The sequence below is a fragment of the Acinetobacter puyangensis genome (assembly GCF_900096995.1).
Taxonomy (GTDB): domain Bacteria; phylum Pseudomonadota; class Gammaproteobacteria; order Pseudomonadales; family Moraxellaceae; genus Acinetobacter; species Acinetobacter puyangensis.
On the sequence record NZ_OANT01000001.1, the window covers coordinates 165175 to 186283 of the forward strand.

Annotated in this window: 19 protein-coding genes; 9 read left to right on the forward strand and 10 right to left on the reverse strand. The window is 40.8% G+C overall.

Annotation, left to right across the window (positions count from 1 at the left end; translation table 11 throughout):
* Positions 1–9: 9 nt before the first annotated feature.
* Positions 10–1026, reverse strand: a complete 1017-nt coding sequence (locus CRO21_RS00730) for a CorA family divalent cation transporter (protein ID WP_097077448.1) — start codon at positions 1024–1026, stop codon at positions 10–12.
* A 262-nt stretch (positions 1027–1288) separates the two neighbouring features.
* On the opposite strand from CRO21_RS00730, the gene CRO21_RS00735 reads away from it, so the two are divergent.
* Together CRO21_RS00735 and CRO21_RS00740 are read left to right on the forward strand one after the other, a co-directional pair.
* Positions 1289–1870 (forward strand): LOG family protein, encoded by a 582-nt coding sequence (locus CRO21_RS00735; RefSeq protein ID WP_097077449.1) that lies wholly within the window; start codon positions 1289–1291, stop codon positions 1868–1870.
* Entirely contained in the window at positions 1857–2282 is a 426-nt protein-coding gene (locus CRO21_RS00740) for an NUDIX hydrolase (protein ID WP_097077450.1), read from the forward strand. Before CRO21_RS00735 ends, CRO21_RS00740 begins: the two co-directional genes overlap by 14 nt.
* Here the strand turns inward: CRO21_RS00740 and CRO21_RS00745 are convergent.
* Both CRO21_RS00745 and recG read right to left on the reverse strand, forming a co-directional pair.
* Entirely contained in the window at positions 2249–2866 is a 618-nt protein-coding gene (locus tag CRO21_RS00745) for a ComF family protein (RefSeq protein ID WP_141398104.1), read from the reverse strand. The two genes, CRO21_RS00740 and CRO21_RS00745, sit on opposite strands and share 34 nt — an antisense overlap.
* Positions 2859–4907 carry an ATP-dependent DNA helicase RecG gene (gene recG / locus CRO21_RS00750; protein WP_097077452.1) on the reverse strand — a complete coding sequence of 683 codons (2049 nt, stop codon included), beginning with the start codon at positions 4905–4907 and terminating at the stop codon, positions 2859–2861. The genes CRO21_RS00745 and recG overlap by 8 nt, the downstream gene beginning before the upstream one ends.
* A gap of 336 nt (positions 4908–5243) precedes the next feature.
* Here recG and CRO21_RS00755 point away from each other — a divergent pair, with 336 nt between their 5' ends.
* Positions 5244–6188, forward strand: coding sequence for a putative solute-binding protein (locus tag CRO21_RS00755; RefSeq protein WP_097077453.1), 945 nt, complete (start codon positions 5244–5246; stop codon positions 6186–6188).
* 81 nt (positions 6189–6269) lie between these two features.
* Positions 6270–7256: a putative solute-binding protein gene (locus CRO21_RS00760; RefSeq protein ID WP_097077454.1), complete on the forward strand. Its 987-nt coding sequence runs from the start codon at positions 6270–6272 to the stop codon at positions 7254–7256.
* A gap of 88 nt (positions 7257–7344) precedes the next feature.
* Here the strand turns inward: CRO21_RS00760 and plsB are convergent, their stop codons facing one another.
* Positions 7345–9930 (reverse strand): glycerol-3-phosphate 1-O-acyltransferase PlsB, encoded by a 2586-nt coding sequence (gene plsB / locus CRO21_RS00765; protein WP_097077455.1) that lies wholly within the window; start codon positions 9928–9930, stop codon positions 7345–7347.
* A gap of 248 nt (positions 9931–10178) precedes the next feature.
* Between plsB and CRO21_RS00770 the strand changes: the two genes are divergently transcribed.
* Positions 10179–11057 carry an acyl-CoA thioesterase gene (locus CRO21_RS00770; RefSeq protein ID WP_097077456.1) on the forward strand — a complete coding sequence of 293 codons (879 nt, stop codon included), beginning with the start codon at positions 10179–10181 and terminating at the stop codon, positions 11055–11057.
* A gap of 99 nt (positions 11058–11156) precedes the next feature.
* Complete coding sequence (locus CRO21_RS00775; RefSeq protein WP_097077457.1) at positions 11157–12410, forward strand: dicarboxylate/amino acid:cation symporter; 1254 nt, start codon at positions 11157–11159, stop codon at positions 12408–12410.
* Positions 12411–12453: 43 nt separating this feature from the next.
* On the opposite strand, the gene CRO21_RS00780 is transcribed toward CRO21_RS00775, so the two are convergent.
* The 5 genes from CRO21_RS00780 to budA form a co-directional block, all read right to left on the reverse strand.
* Entirely contained in the window at positions 12454–13413 is a 960-nt protein-coding gene (locus CRO21_RS00780; RefSeq protein ID WP_097077458.1) for a metal-dependent hydrolase, read from the reverse strand.
* 128 nt (positions 13414–13541) lie between these two features.
* Positions 13542–14327 carry a ribosome biogenesis GTP-binding protein YihA/YsxC gene (gene yihA, locus CRO21_RS00785; RefSeq protein ID WP_097077459.1) on the reverse strand — a complete coding sequence of 262 codons (786 nt, stop codon included), beginning with the start codon at positions 14325–14327 and terminating at the stop codon, positions 13542–13544.
* Positions 14328–14400: 73 nt separating this feature from the next.
* Positions 14401–14856 carry an RrF2 family transcriptional regulator gene (locus CRO21_RS00790; RefSeq protein ID WP_087619881.1) on the reverse strand — a complete coding sequence of 152 codons (456 nt, stop codon included), beginning with the start codon at positions 14854–14856 and terminating at the stop codon, positions 14401–14403.
* Positions 14857–14928: 72 nt separating this feature from the next.
* Positions 14929–15948: a zinc-dependent alcohol dehydrogenase family protein gene (locus CRO21_RS00795; protein ID WP_097077460.1), complete on the reverse strand. Its 1020-nt coding sequence runs from the start codon at positions 15946–15948 to the stop codon at positions 14929–14931.
* A gap of 10 nt (positions 15949–15958) precedes the next feature.
* Complete coding sequence (budA, locus tag CRO21_RS00800; protein WP_097077461.1) at positions 15959–17710, reverse strand: acetolactate decarboxylase; 1752 nt, start codon at positions 17708–17710, stop codon at positions 15959–15961.
* A 134-nt stretch (positions 17711–17844) separates the two neighbouring features.
* On the opposite strand from budA, the gene CRO21_RS00805 reads away from it, so the two are divergent.
* Positions 17845–18753 carry a LysR family transcriptional regulator gene (locus CRO21_RS00805; protein WP_097077462.1) on the forward strand — a complete coding sequence of 303 codons (909 nt, stop codon included), beginning with the start codon at positions 17845–17847 and terminating at the stop codon, positions 18751–18753.
* A 191-nt stretch (positions 18754–18944) separates the two neighbouring features.
* Here CRO21_RS00805 and CRO21_RS00810 read toward each other — a convergent pair whose 3' ends face one another.
* Positions 18945–19715, reverse strand: coding sequence for a globin domain-containing protein (locus tag CRO21_RS00810; protein WP_097077463.1), 771 nt, complete (start codon positions 19713–19715; stop codon positions 18945–18947).
* A gap of 235 nt (positions 19716–19950) precedes the next feature.
* On the opposite strand from CRO21_RS00810, the gene CRO21_RS00815 reads away from it, so the two are divergent.
* Together CRO21_RS00815 and CRO21_RS00820 are read left to right on the forward strand one after the other, a co-directional pair.
* Positions 19951–20559, forward strand: coding sequence for a Crp/Fnr family transcriptional regulator (locus CRO21_RS00815; protein WP_097077464.1), 609 nt, complete (start codon positions 19951–19953; stop codon positions 20557–20559).
* Positions 20560–20628: 69 nt separating this feature from the next.
* Positions 20629–21051, forward strand: a complete 423-nt coding sequence (locus CRO21_RS00820) for an MAPEG family protein (RefSeq protein ID WP_171293953.1) — start codon at positions 20629–20631, stop codon at positions 21049–21051.
* Positions 21052–21109: the final 58 nt, after the last annotated feature.

A 21109-nucleotide genomic window follows, 5' to 3' on the forward strand; every position in this document is an offset into this window, starting at 1 on the left:
GTGGATTAGTTAAATCCACTTTTTCCATTTAAAGATAATGATTGGTGCAGTCAGGAAGAATAATACAATACCAAAGACCATGACAAAACTCATCGGGCCTTGTGCAAAAGGCAGGATATCAGTATTCATACCATAAACACCTGCCACCAGCATGGGTGGTGCCAGCATGCTTGGTAAAATCGAGAAACGTTTAAAGGTTTCATTCATTTCGGTATTGGCAAAACCTGTGGTGATGTCGAGCAAGAATTTTAATTTCTGGAATAGAAAGGTATTGTGTTCCAGCAATGAACGCACATCTTCGTTCATCTCGCGAATATCGGCATCATAGATATGACTGCCTAACGCCCGGGGGCGAGAAAGAAAGGTCAACACACGGCGTAGGTCGGTCAAACACAGTTGTGCTTTTCCCAGCATATCTTCCTGATGGGCAAGTCGGGTAATCATGTCATCGAGATCAAGAATCTGTTCTCGGTGATGGTTATTTAATACTTCGGCCGAATATTCTTCCAGATATTTATGGGTATCTTCGAGAATGTCTGACAGCTCATCCAGTTTGGCTTCCAATAATCCCAGTAAGATCCAGACAGGATCTTTATAATCCATATCATAATCATTGCGTCGAGCACGGGCACGAAACGCCCGGAAAGCCACCAGTTTCTCTCCCCGTAGGGTAATCAGCCGGGTTTTATCCAGCAAAAAAGCAACGGTATGGACTGTTGCCGCCAGCGTATTTTCCAGATCTTCCAATTCCCCATCGACCTGAAAATTTTTATTTTTGGTGAGGAAGTAGGTGCTGATGTGCAAAATGCCATCATCATCACGATAAAAACGCGCTGATGAGGAAATGTCTTCTAATGATTTGAGTGTCGGAAGATTTTGTTTATAGGCATCCAGAATCCACTGTTGCTCTTCCTGCGTCGGCGCAATCAGATCGATCCAGGCCAAATCTTGATGTAAATCGAAGCCACCATTAATGGTGACGTCTTCCAAACTACCGCGCTCAGTGGCATAAAAGGCTTCTAACATATCAGTCTTCCTTGCGCGATGATCAATGGGAAAAATAAACCTGCCTATTGTAGTCAAGCTCTAGGGTAAAAATCACTAGCTAAAAAATATTTTTCGTAAAAAGTTGACGCTGTTTATTCAGCAAAATTGATGATCTGATGAAGGCCATACTTCATTTGATGAAAATTTGTCCTACTCCTGCACCAATTTAACAATGGCTAGTCGGCCCTAGGTTTATACTATGGCGATATGACCAATCGATGAATGCTAGGTTTAAAATTATATGCAATCAATTTGTATTTTTTGTGGTTCGTCCGCAGGTAATGATCCTATTTATATTCAAGTTGCGCAATCCGTAGGCGAAGTTTTGGCAAAAAAAGGTCTGACGCTGGTGTATGGCGGTGGTAAAGTCGGGCTCATGGGTGCAGTTGCCGATAGTGTACTGGCGCATGGTGGTAAAGTGCTGGGTGTGATGCCTAAGCATCTGGTTGATCGGGAAATTGCACATACTGGTATTGACGAACTCTATGTTGTTAATAACATGCATGAGCGCAAACAAAAAATGGCCGAGTTGTCTGATGGTTTTGTGGCATTGGCAGGCGGTGCAGGTACACTGGAAGAAATTTTTGAACAATGGACTTGGGCGCAATTAGGGATTCATCAAAAACCTTGTGCCTTTTTGAATACCAATGGCTATTACGATCCATTATTACAGATGATTCAGCATATGGTAGACAAACAGTTTACCAAGACACGCTACGCCGAAATGTTAACGCAATCTGATGATATCGAAAACATATTAAATGCTTTTGCCAACTATCAGCCACCTGAAGCAAAATGGCAAAATAGCAATGTCGAACCTTAATACAATTACTGTCGCTTCCGCCATTATTGCCAATCAGCAGGGGCAATTATTGCTGGTGCGGAAAAAGAATACCCGTGCTTTTATGCAGGTTGGTGGCAAACTGGAAGTAGATGAAGCAGCAGAGCAAGCCTTGAAGCGGGAAATTCAGGAAGAAATCGGGTGTGAGGTTGCGCAACTGCGCTTTATCCAGACCTATCATACGCAGGCGGCCAATGAGCCAGATCATCAACTGGTGAGCCATACTTTTTGGGTCACGATCAAAGGTGAACCGCAAATTCAGGCAGAGCTGGCAGAAATGTTATGGCTGGATATAGCACAAAAAGATGACTATCTATTGGCACCTTTAACCAGAGAACTGATTATTCCATGGTGGCAAGCTCAGTGCGCTGCATCACATAAGCACATTGACTGAATCTGGCTACAGCCCAATTGTTCAAGTTGTTGTTGTAATGCAGCCAGACTGGCGCCGGTGGTAATCACATCATCCAGCATTAATACATGTTTGTAACGGCAATGCTTGGTATTCAGATAAAATTGATCAAGCAGATTGCTCAGGCGATCTGCACGGGATAAGCCCCGCTGCGCATGACCATCATGACGTGATACAGGTTGCCAGATCGGAATTTGCCAGTGCTGCGATAAGGCTTTTGCCAGCAAATAGCTAGGATGAAAACCACGCTGGATGAGTTTTTCGGTGGCAATCGGCATCGGTACAATCGCCTGAATCCGGGGTTTTGGCTGTTCTAAATAACATGCAGTTAAAAGTTCAATAAATTCAAATTTTCCCTGTTGTTTGAATTGATGAATGATACGGTTGATTGGAAAGTCATAGTGGCAACTGACAAAACATTCGATGTCATGCCGACGGATGTGCTGTTTCTGCCACGGCAAACTGTCCCAGCACTGCTGACATACGCTATGCTGTATTGCACGCGATTCACCGCATAAACAACATGGTACATGCTTGTTCCAGTCGAGAAAATTTAAGCTAGACAAATGCATAACGTGGTGCTTCCGGTAACCAGCGTTGAATTAATGCTTCGGCTTTATCCGGTGTTTGCTGAATCATATCGGAAGCAATCTGATGTGCTTTGAGCAATAAATATTCATCGCGTTGCAGATCGGCAACTTTAAAATTCAGGTTACCGGTTTGCTTGGTGCCGAGAATATCACCCGGACCCCGCAACTCCAGATCACGTTCGGCAATTTCAAAACCATCATTACTTTGTCTTAAAATATCCAGACGCGCCTGTCCGTTTTGTGAAAGCGGTGATTTATACAGCAATACACAGAAACTTTGCTGTGAACCCCGACCAACCCGTCCCCGCAATTGGTGCAATTGTGATAATCCCAGCCGCTCGGCATTTTCAATCACCATAATTGAGGCATTGGGAACATCTACACCGACTTCGATCACTGTTGTGGCAATTAACAGTTGTAATTCATTGTTTTTAAACTGCTGCATGACGGCTTGTTTTTCTTCAGGTTTCAGTTTGCCATGCGCCAAGCCAATTTTTAAATCGGGAAATTTTTCTGTCATTTCATTAAAAATCACTGCGGCTGCCTGTGCATCCAGACTTTCCGATTGTTCCACCAGTGTACAGACCCAGTAAGCCTGTTTGCCTTCCACGCAGTTTTGATAAATACGTTGTAACACTTGTTCTCGTTTATCAATTGGCATGGCAACGGTTTGAATCGGTGTTCGACCAGGGGGCAATTCATCAATGATTGAAGTATCCAGATCACCATACGCACTCATGGCAAGCGTGCGGGGAATTGGTGTGGCAGTCATCACCAGTTGATGTGGTGTCAGACCCAGATTGCCTTTATCGCGTAAAGCCAGTCGTTGATCCACACCAAAGCGGTGTTGCTCATCAATAATTACCAAGCCGAGCTTTTGAAATTGTACCTGTTCTTGAAACAGGGCATGTGTTCCAACCACGATTTGCGCTGTACCGTCATTGATCTGTGCCAGCGCTTTATTTTTTTCTCGAGTTTTAAGTTTTGAGGCCAGAAACACCACATCAAACCCCAATGGCACAAACCATTTGGCAAAATTGATAAAATGCTGTTCTGCCAGAATTTCGGTAGGTGCCATAATAGCCACTTGCCAGCCTTCTTCCAATACATGTGTCGCTGCCATGGCAGCAACCGCGGTTTTTCCGGCACCGACATCGCCCTGTACCAGACGCAGCATGGGTTTATCTTTTTGTAAATCGGTCAGAATTTCCTGTGTCACCCGACTTTGGGCGGCAGTGGGTTGAAAACTTAACTGTGCCAGAAATTGTTTTAAGATGGCTTTACTGGGGTGTATTTTGGCAGCATGGATCTGCTGCATAAAATGCCGTCGTTGTAATAGACTAAGCTGATGTGTAACCAGTTCCTCAAAAATTAAACGTTGCTGGGCGGGATGGCGGGCTTCACGCAATTGTTGTACATTGCTGTTGACTGGAGGGTGATGAATATAGTCAAGTGCCAGTTTTAAATCATATTTTTTTGCCAAGCCTTCGGGGATGAGTTCTGGTAAATTATTGGCATAATGTTTTAGGCAATAATCAATAATTTGTCGTAATTTTTGCTGTTTTAAGCCGTCGGTAGTGGGGTAGATGGCAGTGAGTTGCTGCTTGGGTTGCGGCACCTGATCATTGACGTTCTGGATTTCAGGATGGTAAATTTCCAGTCCACGCGATCCCAGACGTACCTCTCCAAAGACTCGGACCATTTGACCCATGGCGAGTTGCTCTATCAATGCCTTATAGAAATGATAAAACCGTAAGGTAATCTTGCCTGTACCATCCTGTAATAGCACTGCCATGGATTTGCGTTTTCCTGCCGGAAAATCGACTGATTTGACTTCTCCCTGTAATAACACAGTGCGTCCGACATGCGCTTGCTGGATATTGATAATAGTGCTGCGATCTTCATAGTCACGAGGCAAATGAAAAAGTAAGTCATGCGATGTCAGTAAATTTAATTTTTCTAATTGTTGTGCGGCTGCTTCGCTTACGCCAGAGATTTGGCGAATCGGAATATTCATAAACGTTTCAATTCCATGCAGTTTTAGATCGATACAGTTCAGGCAAATTTTATCTATTACTATAATACACAATTGATTTCAAGGCGTATTGAATATTGTCACATTAAATGCTGTAGGAAAAGCCAATTGTTGCTGCAAGTTTTAAGGGTATCATTGTTTAAATAGTATACGGACGTAAAACGGATCATAGATTTACTGTATTTTGTTTAAGGGAATTCGGTATTTCGCCATAACAGTCATAAGTTGATGGGACTCGGAATTATATTAAATTTAAAGGGAAGATCAATGAGGAAGCGAAAGTGGCTGCTTTGTGCAATGCTGATCATGATAGCAACAATGCAGCGTGTTTACGCAAAGGAAGTGACATGGTGTGTCTATGATATTGCCGGGAATCGTGGGGATATCATGCAATTGATGAAAGACTATGTTATTGCAGCAAAATCGTGGAATATGTCGATTAATACCAAGGTCTATCAAAACGAAGAGCAGGCCGTGCAGGATTATAACAATAAAAAATGTGATGGTCTGGTTGCATCAACCTTTATTACCAAATCATTGAATAATTTTACCGGTTCAATCGGTGCAGTGGGATTAATTCCTGACAATCAGGTGGCTAAAAGTGTATTTATGGCGTTGGCCAGTCCTAGCATTGCCGGTTCCATGATTAAAAATGGCCATGAGGTGGTGGGCTGGATGCCACTGGGTAATGCTTATTTTATGGTGAGGGACAATCGCTTAAACTCGATTACTCAGCTTGCTGGACGGCGTTTGAGTGTTTTGAAATACGATCTTTCACAGCAACGTATGGCAAAACGAGTGGGTGCACAGCCTGTGGTGATTACATTTGATAATGCAGGGCAGAAGTTTATCAATGATGAAATTGATATTCTGGCTGCACCCATCTATGCCTATCAGCCTTTACAATTGAATCAGGCTTTGGGACATCGGGGTGGTGTCATCAATTTTCCGGTTTCCTTTATCTCTTTAAATTTTTTAATTCGACAACACGCTTTCCCAACTGGTTATGGACAAAAAAGTCGGGATTGGTTTAAGGCACGGACCCCTCGTATGATGCAAAATGTTGTGCAATGGGAAAGAACATTACCCAATAAGTACTGGTACGATATTCCTGCCGCAGATCGTAGTGCTTATCAACGTTTGCTGGCACAACTGCGAAAAGAATTTATTAAGACTCGAGTGTATGATCCTGCATTGATCAGTATGGTACTTAGAATTAACTGTCGTGTTAATCCACAGTATTTTGAATGTAAATTAAAATAAATCAATTATTTAGATTTTTAAGTTTAGGCAAGCTGACACAGGGTGTGTCATAAAAACAAAGACAGATAGGGAGTAACAAGAATGAAAGGATATCAATCTATCCTCATCGGCTGGATGGCAACGGTGAGTGTCTCGGCATATGCTGTGCCAATTGATTTATGCGTTTATGACATTATGGGGGCCAATGGCGATACTATGGCAGTAGCAAAAGATTATGCACTGGTAGCCAAACAATGGGGTGTCGAGATTCGACCAAAAGTCTATCTCAAGCTTGAAGCAGCCCAGTCCGATTTTGAGCAAAAAAAATGTCGAGGGTTGGTGGCGGATAATTTCGCCACTAAAAAATATAATAACTTTATGGGCACTGTCGGGGCCATTGGTGCAATACCCAATTATAGCATTGCCCAGAAAGTGCTTGCTGCTTTGGGAAGTCCAAAACTGGCAGCAAAACTTAAAAATAAGGCGTATGAGGTGGTAGGCTATATGCCATTTGGTCTGGCATATTTTATTAGCAAAGACCGCAGTATTGATTCCCTGCAAAAACTTAATGGCAAACGTCTGGGGATATTGGCATCTGATCCGTCACAACGCCGGATGGCACAAAAGGTCGGAATGAAGCCTGTTGTCATGACCTTTGATAATGCGGCATCAAAGTTCCGTGCAGGTGAGTTTGATATTGTGCCGGCTCCGCTTGTGGTGTATCAGCCATTTGAAGTTGAAAAAGTACTGGGTTCAGCTGGTGGGATTGCCAATTATCCGTTGGCGTTTATGTCGATGAATTTTATTCTTGCCCAAGATGATTATCCGGAAAATTTTGCACAAAAAAGTAGACAATGGTTTTCAGAAAAATCGACACAGTATATGAAAACCGTACTGCGCTGGGACAATACTGTACCCAAACGCATGCTCTATGAAATTCCAGAGATTGATCGCTCGGGTTATGATTTATTGCTATCACAAATGCGTAAAGAATTTGTTGACAATAAAACCTATGACCCAGCAATGATTGTCTTGATCCGACATTTGCGTTGTGCACAGGATCCGGCATTTATTGAATGTAAAAAATGATGTTAAACAAGGATAAATTTTATTGCTGAAATGGCAAATCACCATTAAAAAAGCGGCAAGCTTTTTAACTGCCGCTTTTAATTTATGCTTATTTGGCTTTTTTACGTAAGCGCGACGATTTCTGCCGGGCAAGGGCGTCAAGTGCCTGCTTCAGTTCGTCATCATTAAATGTGGTAATGTGTTCCAGCATATGCAAGGTGTCCTCATCGAGAATCAGATGTGCATCCTGTGCGATATTACTTAAACGATCATCAAATTCGATCATACCTTCCTGATTGGTACAGATAATGCCTTGTTGGGTCAGTACCTTGAGGAAGCTCTGGAACAATGATTTATCAAAAAATTCAGGTGAATTGAATTCATAAAGTACAGATAAACGTTGACCCAATAAATGACTTAATTCTTCGACCTGTCTGGCGGAAATTTTGCCACTACCACGCTGGTTAATTAATGCCAGCGTCATAAAATAACGTTCAAGACTTTGTTTGACGGGTGTGGCCAGCACAAGCAGTTGTTTGTGTTGCTCGCTATTTGGGGTTGGACTATATAAGGTATTATGGCCATCATCGAGAATGAGTTTCGCCTCAATCAGAGCATCACAATACTGTTCGATAATGGGTTCAAGCGCTTTAATATCCCACTTTAAAAATAATTCTGCTTTGAGGAAGGGATAAAGTGCCTTGATGACATTAATCAAGTCATCACGTAATAAACGTCCGTTATGCTCAACCAGTGCTGCAATCAACGAAGGCAGAATAAATAAATGCAAAATATTATTGCGGAAATAGGTCAAGAGTACCGCTTGCTGATCCTCAATGGCAATAATATCGCCCAGTACATGTTTAATGCGTTTGATCAGTTTGAGTTTTAAACCGTAGGCAATAATTTCCTTGCCGGACAATGGTGTAATTTCGGTACGTTCATCATAAGGTAAAGCTTTGCTTAAGGCCTGATAGGTTTCAAGCTGTGAAATACAGGCATCTTCGTCCAGTGTATGTTTTGGCGTGGCAAGTAGAATCAAAGATAATAACGACACTGGATTGATGATTGCTGCACGGTTAATATTTTCCATGATGCGATGCGCAGCGATATTGACTGCTTCTGATACTTCTGGTGGTAAAGCATCCTTATTGGATTCAATCTGCACATCATCGACATGTTGTTGTTTTAGAATCTCATCGAGAAAAACTGGTTCACCAAAATTGACATGCACTTTACCGAAAATGCGTTCAATTTTACGTAAGGTTTTGATAATACCAAAAATGGATTCGGCTTCTTTGGGTTGACCCTGCATCTCACCGACATAGGTGGCACCTTCCATCAAGCGCTCATAACCAATATAGGTTGGAATGAACACAATCGGTTTGCCACGACCGCGCAGATGACTGTGGACTGTCATCGCCAGCATGCCAGTTTTAGGTGGCAGCAAGCGTCCAGTACGGGAACGTCCGCCTTCAATAAAGTATTCCAGTGGCGTATTACGTGATAATATACTATATAAATATTCTTTAAATACAGTCGTATAAAGCTGTGCACCAGAAAATGAACGACGAATAAAGAAGGCGCCACCACCACGTAGGATTTGCCCCACAAAGGGCAGGTTTAGGTTATCACCGGCAGCAATATACGGCACCATCAGACCACGTTTAAAGATCACATACGACAGCAACAAGTAGTCGATATGGCTACGGTGACAAGGCGTATAGATAATTTCATACTTATCCGCCAGTTCACGAACAGTACTGAAATTATGTACATCAACGCCATCATAGAGCTGCGTCCACAGTCGGGTTAAGGTGCTTTCGGCAAAGCGTACAGTGGAATAAGAATAATCGGACACGATCTCATTAAGATGGCCAATGGCACGACGTTCTGCTTCTTCAACACTGATTTTGCTACGAATACTTTCTTGTAGGATTGCTTCTTGTACATCACGGGATTTAATCAGACTTTGCATCACATTGCGGCGGTCAGAAAGGTCTGGGCCAAGTACAGCTTCACGTTTGCTATCGAGATATTGATTGAGATTGCTCACCACATAGGTGGCTGGCGACAGATTCGGATAATGCATCTTGGCATAATCGGTCAGTGCGCTTAAGGATTGTGCTTCATGAAATTCGATATAGGTCTGACGACCATGCACACCGATATTGACCAGTTGCTTGATTTTACCCGGCGTAGACCATGAGTCGGTAAATAGTAATTTTAGCCATGAATCTTCTTTATCCGGTTCACGTCCCCACAAAATGGTGACCGGAATTAATTCGACATCGAGTTCTGGATGTTGATCCAGTGCCTCAATTAAACGTAATAAACGTGGCGGCAGGGTATGTGCAGGAGGATTTAATAAATTATTCTGATTGCGATGTTGCAGGAAAATCACGGATTTTTTTTCGTGTACATCACTAAGGTTAAGCGGATGTAAGGCACGTGGCAGATTTAACCGTTTGGTTTCATTATCCAGTAACACCGCATTACTACGGGAATAGTTCTGTAACACATACAAGGTGAGTTTTTGCTGTGGTGGTTGAGTTTGCTCGGTTTGTGTATTGTCTACTAGGGCGAGTTGTGCTGTAACTTTTGGTGGTTCGCCGAGTAAATGTGGCTTGACCACAAGATCAAGTAATTTACTTGATAATCGACGTGACAGTTTTGAAAAACCAGAGTTATCCACCAGCGGACTCCTTGTATCTACACAGTGTAAATGATGAAAAGCATATGTTGCTGAGTTTAACTTAAAAACCAACGCTATTTTATGCCAATGATGTGCGCTGAGATTATATAAAACTTCTCTTGCTTCGGGGGATTTATTCTTATTGACTTTTACAATTGTCAAAAAAATACTGCAATCTATGCAATTTGTGGCACAATAAAACCGATTCCGTCCACAGTTGCAGTGCTGTAATAGCATACAGGTGATTTATGACTTCACTTACCCAAGAGTTGATCGACTTACTGACATTAGAACGAATAGAAGAAGGACTATACCGAGGACAAAGCAAAAATCTGGTCGGCAAACGTGTATTTGGTGGTCAGGTGCTTGGGCAAGCTTTACGGGCAGCGGCCTATACCACTGATCGACCTGCACATTCATTACATGCCTATTTTTTATTTGGCGGTGATGTCAATGCACCGATCGTTTATCAGGTTGAACGCTTACGTGACGGTAAGAGTTTTGTCAGTCGCAGTGTCAAAGCGATTCAACATGGACGCACGATTTTTCAGGCCATGGTGTCTTTTGCCCATGAAGAAGAAGGCTTGAACTATCAGATTGCAGAACCTGAGTATCCAAGACCCGATCAGTTAAAATCGGAAGAAGAATTAAAATCTTCCATGATTAATTTTGTTCCGGAAAATTATCGTCAGGCCTTTTTGCGTCGTCGTCATATTGAAATTACCCCGATCAATCCGACCAATCCGTTTGATGTCGAACCTGAAGCCCCTTCACAGGCACATTATTTACGTACCTGGGATAAAATCACGGGTGATCATGATCAAATTGCCATGCATCAGGCGATTGCTGCATTTTGTTCAGATTTTACCTTGATGACAACTTGCCTGCGTCCCCATGGGTTATCCTGGATTTCACCAAGTTTACAATCAGCAAGTATTGACCATACCATCTATTTTCATCATCCTTTTCGCGCCGATGAGTGGTTATTGTATGATATGGATGCAACCCAAACTGCATCTTCCCGGGGGTTAAATTTTGGTCGTATGTGGCAAAATGGACAACTGGTCTGTAGCACTGTGCAGGAAGGTTTAATCCGACTCAGAGAGATTGATTTAAGCCGGGCTTAAGCGTATTTCGGATAACAATATCAACATTCTTTCGATTGGCTTTGTTGCACAGCATGTTATAGTGCGATAAAGCTTCAAAATCGTCTAAAAACAATCTTTATGTTAAAATCATTGAATACACAAATCCTCGTTGCAGCAGTGCTGGGTATCGGCTTTGGCTGGTTACTGAGTTTATCCCCGCAAAGTGCCTGGTCAGGCAATAGTTTATATATTTTGTCATTATTAAGTAGCTTATTTATCGGGCTACTTAAAATGTTGTTAGTCCCGCTGATTTTTTCATCGATAGTGGTGGGCGTGGCCAATCTTCAGGCGGTGGGTAATTTTGGCAAGGCATGGAAAATCACGTTATTGTGTTTCTTTACCACGACCACCTGTGCATTATTGCTGGGCTTGTTGTGTGCCCATATTTTTCAGCCGGGAATTGGACTGGATATTTCACTGTTTAAAGATGCGATGGATGCACATCATACGCCTGACACCTTATCCCCCAGTGCTTTCTTTACCAATTTTCTGCAAAATACACTGATTAATCCGTTTAAGGCCATGGCTGAAAATAATGTACTGGCTGTGGTGATTTTTGCATTATTGCTCGGTGCCATTATCGTATCGGGACGTGGAAAATATCAGCAGGTGCATGATTTATTTCAGCAAGTGTTCGATATGATGATGCAATTGGTAAAATGGGTGATGGTAATCGCACCATTTGGTATTTTTGCCTTAATGGCAAAATTGATTGCAACCGAAGATTTTGCCGTGCTGGGTAGTTTGGCAAAATTTGCCGCGGTGGTTACCGGCACTACAATTTTTCATGGTGTAGTGGTATTGCCTGTATTACTCTGGATCTTTGGACGAGTATCACCACTTCGTTTTTTCCGTGTTGCCAGACCAGCATTGATCACGGCATTTGCCACCAGTTCCAGTTCTGCCACCATGCCATTATCAATGCAATGTGCGCAAAATCTAGGGGTTCGACCACAAATTGTCGGTTTTGTGGTGCCATTGGGGGCACAATTAAATATGGACGGTACGGCTTTATATGAAGCCGCCGCCGCATTATTCATTGCCAATTTGATGGGATTGGAACTTTCGATTACCCAGCAATTTATTGTCTGTTTAACGGCAATGCTGGCCTCGCTCGGTGCACCGGGGATTCCAAGTGCAGGTATGGTTACCATGATTATGGTGTTGCAATCGGTAGGATTGCCGGCGGAAGCGATTGCTATTTTACTGCCGATAGACCGTATTTTGGATACCGTCAGAACAGTGGTTAATGTTCAGGGGGATATCATGATTAGTGCTGTGGTACAGCATCATGTCGGCGATGACGATTCTTCGCTACAAGCACCGAGTTAATTTTTGCATATGCCCGACACTGATCGGGCATAGTGTTTAAATGCTAGGCTGCGGCATGGGTGCCAGTTGATTCTGCCCGCTTTGCAGCAGGTGATTGGTTAAGGTATTCGATTGCCACATCGGTATTGGCTTCATGTAATGGATTATACCAAGGCATTAAATAGTTGATCTGTTGCCCAATTAACCAAAATGGATTGGGTAATAATCCTCCATGACTACGTTTGGCAACCTTATACCATTCACGCCAGATCCATGGCTTAAACAGACTTGGTTGATGGGTAGCCAGTCTTGGGTCTTGTTTCATGATATGTGCCGCACCATCGACCCAGATCCCGAGCACACCAACAATGACCACTAGACTTAAATAATAACGTGCGATATAGCCACCACCCAGATGACGATATAGGTCAAACGCAACTGTCCGATGTTCTACTTCCTCTGCACCATGCCACTTGACCAGATCGACCATTTCCGGATCGGCTTGCAATTGCAGCCATAATTTGTTTTCCAGTGCATAGTTGCCCATTACACAGGTCATATGTTCAACTGTGGCAATAATCCCCAAGCGAAACAAATCCCATTGATTTTCTAATGGTTTTGGCATATTGAAACCCATGGGTTGATCTGCCAATACTTTGGTAAACAAAAAATCCATAATTTTGATATTACGATCGACATCTATATTGCGAATACTTAGATATTCGCCATTGGCAGACTGATGTGCTTTGGCGTGCATAGCTTCTTGACGAATAAAGGCTTTGACATCTTCCTTGAGTTTTTCATCGGTGATGTGGGGTAAAACTTTATTATAGAGCCGACAAAACCAGAACTCACCCGCCGGTAAGATCATATTAATTTCATTAATGAAATAACTGGCAAAAGGTTCATGCGGAATCCAGTCCACAGGGGTATCTTGCCATTCAAATTTTACTTTACGCGGTTTGATATGGTAAGAAATCGAAGAACCGACGGTTTTCTTCTTAAACCAAGACAATATGCCCATTCTGATTACCTAATAGTTTCGATTATTGTATCCATAAATTTATTTAACGATGATTTCGGTCAAATTCAAAAGGAATAGGGGACAGGAGTTATCATTATAGGACGAGATGATTTTACACAAGAAAATTTTTAGGCATCTTGCTGATCATCGTTAGGAGATTCGGATGGAATCGCAGGTTCGGGTTGTTCTTGATCGATCAGTGCTAATGTGAAATTCAGTCGCCCTGCCATGACACCTGCTAGTTCGGCCAAACCCTGTTTATCCAGCGATGAAAAGAGTTGAATCGAAAAATTCAGTTTAGATTGTTTGAGTTCTTTTTGGACTTCGAGCAAGACTTTATTGGCTGGACCACGATTCAGCTTATCTGCTTTGGTCAGCAAAATATGCACAAAGAGATTACGGGAATGTGCCCATTCCAGCATCATACGGTCAAAATGCTGTAAAGGATGACGAATATCCATTAACAGGATCAAGCCTTGTAGACTTTCACGGTGAATCAGATAATTTTCCAGCTCTTTTTGCCAGAGTAATTTCATGTCTTCCGGTACAGCCGCATAACCATAACCGGGCAAATCCACCAGTCGCTGATTAGGATTACCCAGACTAAAAAAGTTAATCATCTGGGTACGGCCAGGACGTTTTGATGCCCGTGCCAATTGTTTTTGATTGGTGAGGGTATTAATGGCACTGGATTTGCCTGCATTGGATCGGCCAGCAAAAGCAATCTCATACCCTGTATCTTCGACACAAATCGATAGCTTGGGCGCACTCATTAAAAATTCAGCCTGACGTAACCAATTTAATGCCTGTGCTGTATAAAGACTGGTGACATCAGAGGTTTTTTTCTCATAGCTGATTTTTTGTTTCGGTGCCAGCTTGGCTTTGGTGTCTTTCGATTTCTGGTATTTGTGCATATCATCAATACAAATAAATAAGGCAGGAACTATTATAGGTCAATATGGGGTAGGTAGCGAATGGCAATTCTGATTAGCTGATATTAATTGCCTTGATTTCGGCAAAATCTTTATCTTTAGTCAAGCTATATAATACGGGGTGATGCAATGCATCTTGTAATTGGTATTGATTTAAATATTGGTAAAACTGCTCAAGCGCCTGATCCAGTACCGATTTTAAACCACAGCTAAAGCGTAAAACACAAGCAGGTTCCAGACAGTTAATGGCTTTTTCGTCATGTTCCAGCGTGCGGACAATTTCACCAATGGGCAGCGTAAGTGCCTGAGGTGCCAGACGGATGCCACCACCTTTACCACGGGTGCTGATGATCCAGCCTTGTTTTGCCATAAAATGCGTGACTTTCACCAAATGATTTTCCGATATTTTAAGCACATGCGCAGCCTGAGCAATGGTCACTACACCATCACTCGGTTGTAAAAGGTACATTAATAGGCGTAAACCGTAATCGGTAAATTTATTGAGTTGCATACATTGATTATAAGCCATTTAAAATAAAAAGAGTGTTGGACTTATTGAAGCTTTGCATTTACTTAAGCGATTTTAATTCGAAATGTTTATAGCTATCTTTCCAAAGTGGTTTCCACTTTGCAGATATCGAAGTGCTGCTGCTGTTTCAATTAGACTAAATTCTTTGTCAATGATCGGATGAATATTGTTTATGAGTAAAAATTTGAGCATATTGTGAAAGTCTTCATAATTTCCCACCTCCATACCTCGAATAGTTGCATTTTTCCAAAGTAATGGGAAGGCATTTATTTTCATTTCAAATCCAGTCTGCAATCCTACAAGGCTAATATGTCCCTCTGTTCTTAGAGCAGCGATTGACTTGTTTATATTATCGCCACCAACATTTTCAAAAACGAAATCAACACCCTGACCACAAGTGACGTCTAGAATTTTCTGATTCCAATCAGGTGTTGTACGGTAGTTGATTAGGTGGTCTGCACCAAGTGTTTGTGCCCGTTCTAGTTTTTCGTCACTTGAGGAGGTAATGATTACTTTGAGCCCCATTTTTTTTGCAAATTGCAGAGCGAAAATGGAGGTTCCACCAGTACCATGCAGTAGAATGGTTTGTCCTCCATAGACTTTTCCATGCTCAAGTGCTTTCCATGCAGTGAGGCCAGCAATTGGTAGGGTGGAAGCTGCTTTAAGTGAGATTTCATCGGGAATATGAATCACTTGATCTTTTTTAAATGCACGGTACTCTGCAAGACAACCGGACACAACCCCAAGTCCAGATCGTGTTTCCAAGGCAGTTTTTTCTGGTGTAAATCGTCCTTCTCTCCATTTTGGCATAAAAACAGTTGCGACACGATCACCGTTTTTGAAGTCATGGACATGTGTACCCACGTCAATAACTGTACCTGACCCGTCACTGATGGGGCAGTAAGGATAATGTATAGGGAGTTTTAAATCTCCTTGTATTACCAAAAGATCCAGATAATTAAGAGAGGCAAATTCCATTTTAACAAGGATTTGATCTGGTCCAATCTCGGGTATCGGGGTATGGATAAGATGTAAGTGATTTAACCCAATATCTTGCATGACAATAGTTTTCATTTATTCAATCCTATTCAGCTTTATTGATTTCTTGTGAGCGATCGATCTTAAAATCGATTTTATTAAAGTCATCATTATTGGGAATGGAAAACTCAAATGATTTCATTCTGGCCATTTGCATAACACCTGACTTCATTTTGAAATCAAGTACATGTCCACCGACCGTCTTATTTTCATCAATGAAATGCAAGTGAACACCGGGAACATTTAATCGAGACATGAAATCGGGCATTCGATAGCCGACAAGCGTTCCACGAACTGAATTTAAATCAAACGTATTTTGACTTTGAATAACCTTAACCAATGGTTGATATGGTTTTTCTTGAGGTGGATTGCTTCTAGTTTTTACCACATCAAAGATTCCATCAATTCTAATGGCATAAATTTGATTTTTATTCATATGTTCTAGTACCCATTTGTCGAAGTTGTTCTTTGTAAGATTAGCTTTTAGCTGTACTGTTTTCTCTGGTTTGAAAAAAGTCACAAATGACTGTGGCGTTAGCATCTTATTTGTGACTGGATACGCTTTACCATCAGATTTAATTTGAAAAAAATCACCATCGAATGCAAGCATTTCACCATCCATTTGGTCGAAAGCACCTAGACCAAAGTCGCCGTATTTTTTCACCTCGCCAAAATGCATCATGCCGTCGTATTGTCCAGTCAAAAATGCATCTACAATTGAGATTTGGAAAATTTTATTTGAACGAGATGTTTCCTGCATTTTTTCCATAGTGTTGTTGGTTAATCCGGATATTTTTCCGATGTTGTAATGGCGTTGTAGGGCACTTTTTTGTTTGGAAAATAATTCAGCATATTGTGAGTTGAGAAAATAAAGGTTTCCATTTGCTAAAGTTGCAGTGGTAGGCAAATTCATAAACGGCGTATTGTTATGGCGTTGGATAATTTTGGCTGAATACCAGTTATCTTCACTTTCTAGAATTGAAATTTTGCTGCTGAGTTGACTGTGAGCCGTGCGATAAGACTGAATTGTTGCCAAAGTATTCTGGGAAATAAGTGTAAGACCATCAATTCCTTGGACAGGGCTATTGATTTCTATTTTATTCAAGGCATCTGGATTATGGATTGGAATACGCCATAAGGTACCTTGGCGCCAGTTGGCAGCGATCAGAAAACCGTTTGGATGATATAGAATACCATTTAAATTGGGTTCAAGCCCTGAAGCTTGGCTGGTTTCTTGGGTGAATTTTGGCATGCTTATAAAAATGCTGGGTGTACCATTTAACGGAATTTTATAGATGACTGGTGCAAAGCTATCTGTAACATATGCATTTCCTTCCTCATCAATTGTGAGATCATTTGCGAGATGATTTTCATATTTGGTTGCTAAATTGGTGAGCTCAATAACACGTTTGAGTTTGCCACTAGAAAGTTCAAATTCAACGACTCTAGCTAAATTTAAAGTGGTTTTTTCATCACTGCGCTTTGATATTCCATTATCGCCAACACAGACTAAAACACGGTTGCGTTTGGTATCGATTTGAATCCCATGTGATGAAATTAAGCTTTTGTCATCAGCAAAGACTTGATAATTGCCTTCACGGTCAACTCGTCCGAGTTTACCTTTTTTCATTGAGCTTACAATAAAAGTATCGGTTGTGGCATCGTAGGCAATTCCTTCAGGATAAATTGCTTCATCAGCTTGAAAGTAAATATGATCTCGTGCATAGACTGTTGTCGTCGTAACGAAATAGTTGACTAAAATAAACAACGCTATGAAAAAGTTATAAGAAGTGTTCATGAGTTCTCCTTTAAGCTAATTGGATGAACAATGATCACTCTAAACAATTTTAGCTGTAGAGATAATATGCTATTTTATGGATTAACTATTGTGAATTTAGCAATAATCTGAATATTATTGAGCGGTGAAGTATCTTGGATTTATTTGAGCAAATTAAAATTTTTAAAGCAATTGTCGATTTTGGGAGTTTTTCCGAAGCTTCTCGACAACTTGGAATTTCTTTATCAGCAGTTTCGCGTCAGCTTGAAAATTTAGAGCAATACGTTGGTGTACCTTTACTTCGACGTACAACCCGAAAATTACATCTAACAGAGGTTGGCAGTATTTATTATCGGGAATCGATAAGAATTTTAAGAGACATAGACGGACTTCATCAGCAATTAAAAGAACATCAAGCTGAGCCACAGGGTCATTTACGTATCACCGTCTCCAATCTTTTGGGACATTTAAAATTAACACCATTAATTCCTGATTTTTTAAGTTTATATCCAAAAATCCATTTAGAGATTAATTATTCTGATCGAATTGTGGATATTGTCGGTGAGGGATTTGATATTGCCATCAGATCGGGGACACTTGAGGATTCAACTTTGGTGGCCATGAAGCTTGGCAGTAATAAGCATATTCTTTGTGCGTCCAAAGCGTATTGGGAGCGCAAAAGTCCACCAGAAAAGATTGCCGATTTTTTAACGCATAATATTATTTCATTTAAAGAGGGGTTAACAGAGGCGCCTTGGTTTTATCGAGAAGCAAATGGGCCATGGAAAAAAATAAAATTAAAAGGTGATATTAGCGTGAATCAAGGGTTGGAATATAAAGCGTTGGTTAGATCAGGGCTTGGTGTCGGATTGCTGCTTGAATGGATGATTGATGAGGAGCTAAAAACAGGTGAACTTGTGCCTGTACTGACTGAAATTGAAGTTTCCTATTCGCAGGATATCGTGTCTGACATATTTGCAGTGTATTCAAAAGATCGTTTTGATTCACCAAAGTTAAAAGTATTCTTAGAGTTTATTAAACAGCGCATTAACCTTAATTTATAAATATAAAATGGATACAACGGGTTGATGATGCGTATTACATCTTGCACATGTCATAAAAAATTATTTCTTAAGAAATAATGCGTAAACGTAATAATCTCAATCGGAATAAAATAGTATAAACTTCATGATAATAGAAGCCATTAAAAATAAAAAGAGTGCCGAATAGCACTCTTAAATAGAGCCAGTACAGTTTAATGATAACTTAATGGTGCGGTAACTTGCACTGTATCTCCGACTTGGACATGATCAAGAAGAGCATTTGATACAGAGGGGACATCTGCATCAACCAATTCACGTTTAACCTGAATATGATATTCAGCATTATCTTGAACCTGTTCAAAGCTAAACTGTTGTGGCTGTTCAATACCCTGATCGGCAATAGCAACTTTTACCGAGATAAATGCGCCAGCTTGTGCCGGTGTAATCGCAAGCCCATCTGTTGGCACTAGGGTGAATGTGGTGTGCTCACCATCTTGTTGTTTAGCACTGATTTTAAACGCTCTCCAGCCAGACCAGCCACCTTTTTTGGTTGCAACTTCGTGATAAAGCGCTTTTTCACGATTAATCAGAATGTTGGCAAGCTGTCCGTAAGCCTGTTCCCATGCAGTGATGACATCATGATCCATCGGTAATTCCAGCACTTCACTGATTGAGTGCAATAAATTCGTACCGACAATGGCATATTGATCGGGATGAATATCCAGTGAAACATGTTTAATGGCAATGCGATCTACGGCTTTTAACAACTTGCTTGGGTCCTCAATATTTTCTGCATACGCTAAAACTGCCGCTGCCAATGCCCGTGGCTGACGACCCGTAGCTTGATGACTTAAATTAAATACATTTTTAAGTTCAGGGTGATTTCCCAACATACGTTTATAGAAATAACTGGTCAGTGCCACCCCATTTTCACGCAGGACAGGGACAGTGGCTTTTACAGTTGCGATGGCTTGCTCATTCATGGCTGGCGATCCTTGATTGTTGATTATCTATAAGATGTATATAAAATACATCTTATAAAATATATTTGCAATATATCTTTAATTTATACTGAGAATATTGTTTTAATATGTTGAAAAATATAATTTTATTTGTAAAGTAAAGATGAGTTTAAGGAAATATTAATCATGAAAAGAACATGTTAGACTTTTAACACATAAGCAAAAAAATAGTTTTAGAATAATTTTAGGATGAGATATGAGTAGAGCATTTAATCTTTTGGCATCGCTATTACCTCAAGCGAGTCAAGCCGAACTTGAGTTTTTAAAATATTCTTTTCAGCATTTACACAAAAAAGTGTGGTCGAAAGATCATTATTTATTTAGACAAGGGGAATCATGGCATCAACTTATTCTTATTGAAAAAGGGTTAATCCGATGCTTCTATCTTGAAGATGGTCGGGACATTAATTTGCGCTTTTTATGTGGAGAGAGTATTGCCTTACCGTTTGCCAGCCTAGCCGATCATTTTATCAATCCACAAGCTGGGTTGATTGCCAGCGAATATATTCAGACGGTATCGGAGGTACATGGATATTGTATTCCATTGGAATTTTTACTTGATCAAGTAAAGTATCCGATCTTGGATCGGCTCAGGATAGAAATTATTGCCAGACATTATATTGCGATAGAGCAACGCTTGCGTATGATTCAAAACCTCAGAGCGATTGAGAGATATAAAAAGTTTCTGGCTTGGATGCCTGCCGATATTGTCCAGAATATGCCGAATCATCATATTGCTTCTTATCTAGGTATTGCACCAGAATCTTTAAGTCGACTTAAACAAAACTTTTATTACGAAAATTGACAAATATCAATGCGCCATGATGGCGTTAACCAGATAATTAAAAGCGATAGAATCTGGATAAAACAAAACATGGAACACGAAATATTAAAGCCATTTATGCTGATGATTTTTCTAACGATGGCGGTATGGTCATATATGTATGTCTTACGTTTGACGTATATGATCAAACATAAGGTCCCTCCTCAAGCTTTGGCGACACCTGAACAGAAGTACAGTGTATTACCTGCCTACATCAATTATCCTGCTTACAATCTAAGCAATTTATTTGAACTACCCGTAATCTTTTATGGGCAATGCTTATTGGTTTTAATCTTGGATATTCAATCTGAAATGATCATGATATGTAGTTGGTTGTTTGTTATTTTTAGAATCATTCATAGTCTTGTGCATTGTAGCTATAATCAGGTGAAGCATCGCTTTTTAGCCTATGCTATATCTAGTATTGCCTTATGGATGATGTCTATTCTATTGTTAAGTAAAATAATTCTTTAAAAAAATAAAGGCAATTTAGGACGGATTTTTGGTGAACAAAATGGCAGGGTTTAAATTT

Bases quoted from the DNA above. Each gene is read 5' to 3' on its own strand.
- CRO21_RS00730 (WP_097077448.1), bottom strand. From the start codon at position 1,026: ATGTTAGAAGCCTTTTATGCCACTGAGCGCGGTAGTTTGGAAGACGTC.
- CRO21_RS00735 (WP_097077449.1), top strand. From the start codon at position 1,289: ATGCAATCAATTTGTATTTTTTGTGGTTCGTCCGCAGGTAATGATCCT.
- CRO21_RS00740 (WP_097077450.1), top strand. From the start codon at position 1,857: ATGTCGAACCTTAATACAATTACTGTCGCTTCCGCCATTATTGCCAAT.
- recG (WP_097077452.1), bottom strand. From the start codon at position 4,907: ATGAATATTCCGATTCGCCAAATCTCTGGCGTAAGCGAAGCAGCCGCA.
- CRO21_RS00755 (WP_097077453.1), top strand. From the start codon at position 5,244: ATGCAGCGTGTTTACGCAAAGGAAGTGACATGGTGTGTCTATGATATT.
- CRO21_RS00760 (WP_097077454.1), top strand. From the start codon at position 6,270: ATGAAAGGATATCAATCTATCCTCATCGGCTGGATGGCAACGGTGAGT.
- CRO21_RS00770 (WP_097077456.1), top strand. From the start codon at position 10,179: ATGACTTCACTTACCCAAGAGTTGATCGACTTACTGACATTAGAACGA.
- CRO21_RS00775 (WP_097077457.1), top strand. From the start codon at position 11,157: ATGTTAAAATCATTGAATACACAAATCCTCGTTGCAGCAGTGCTGGGT.
- CRO21_RS00780 (WP_097077458.1), bottom strand. From the start codon at position 13,413: ATGGGCATATTGTCTTGGTTTAAGAAGAAAACCGTCGGTTCTTCGATT.
- yihA (WP_097077459.1), bottom strand. From the start codon at position 14,327: ATGCACAAATACCAGAAATCGAAAGACACCAAAGCCAAGCTGGCACCG.
- CRO21_RS00790 (WP_087619881.1), bottom strand. From the start codon at position 14,856: ATGCAACTCAATAAATTTACCGATTACGGTTTACGCCTATTAATGTAC.
- CRO21_RS00795 (WP_097077460.1), bottom strand. From the start codon at position 15,948: ATGAAAACTATTGTCATGCAAGATATTGGGTTAAATCACTTACATCTT.
- budA (WP_097077461.1), bottom strand. From the start codon at position 17,710: ATGAACACTTCTTATAACTTTTTCATAGCGTTGTTTATTTTAGTCAAC.
- CRO21_RS00810 (WP_097077463.1), bottom strand. From the start codon at position 19,715: ATGAATGAGCAAGCCATCGCAACTGTAAAAGCCACTGTCCCTGTCCTG.
- CRO21_RS00815 (WP_097077464.1), top strand. From the start codon at position 19,951: ATGAGTAGAGCATTTAATCTTTTGGCATCGCTATTACCTCAAGCGAGT.
- CRO21_RS00820 (WP_171293953.1), top strand. From the start codon at position 20,629: ATGGAACACGAAATATTAAAGCCATTTATGCTGATGATTTTTCTAACG.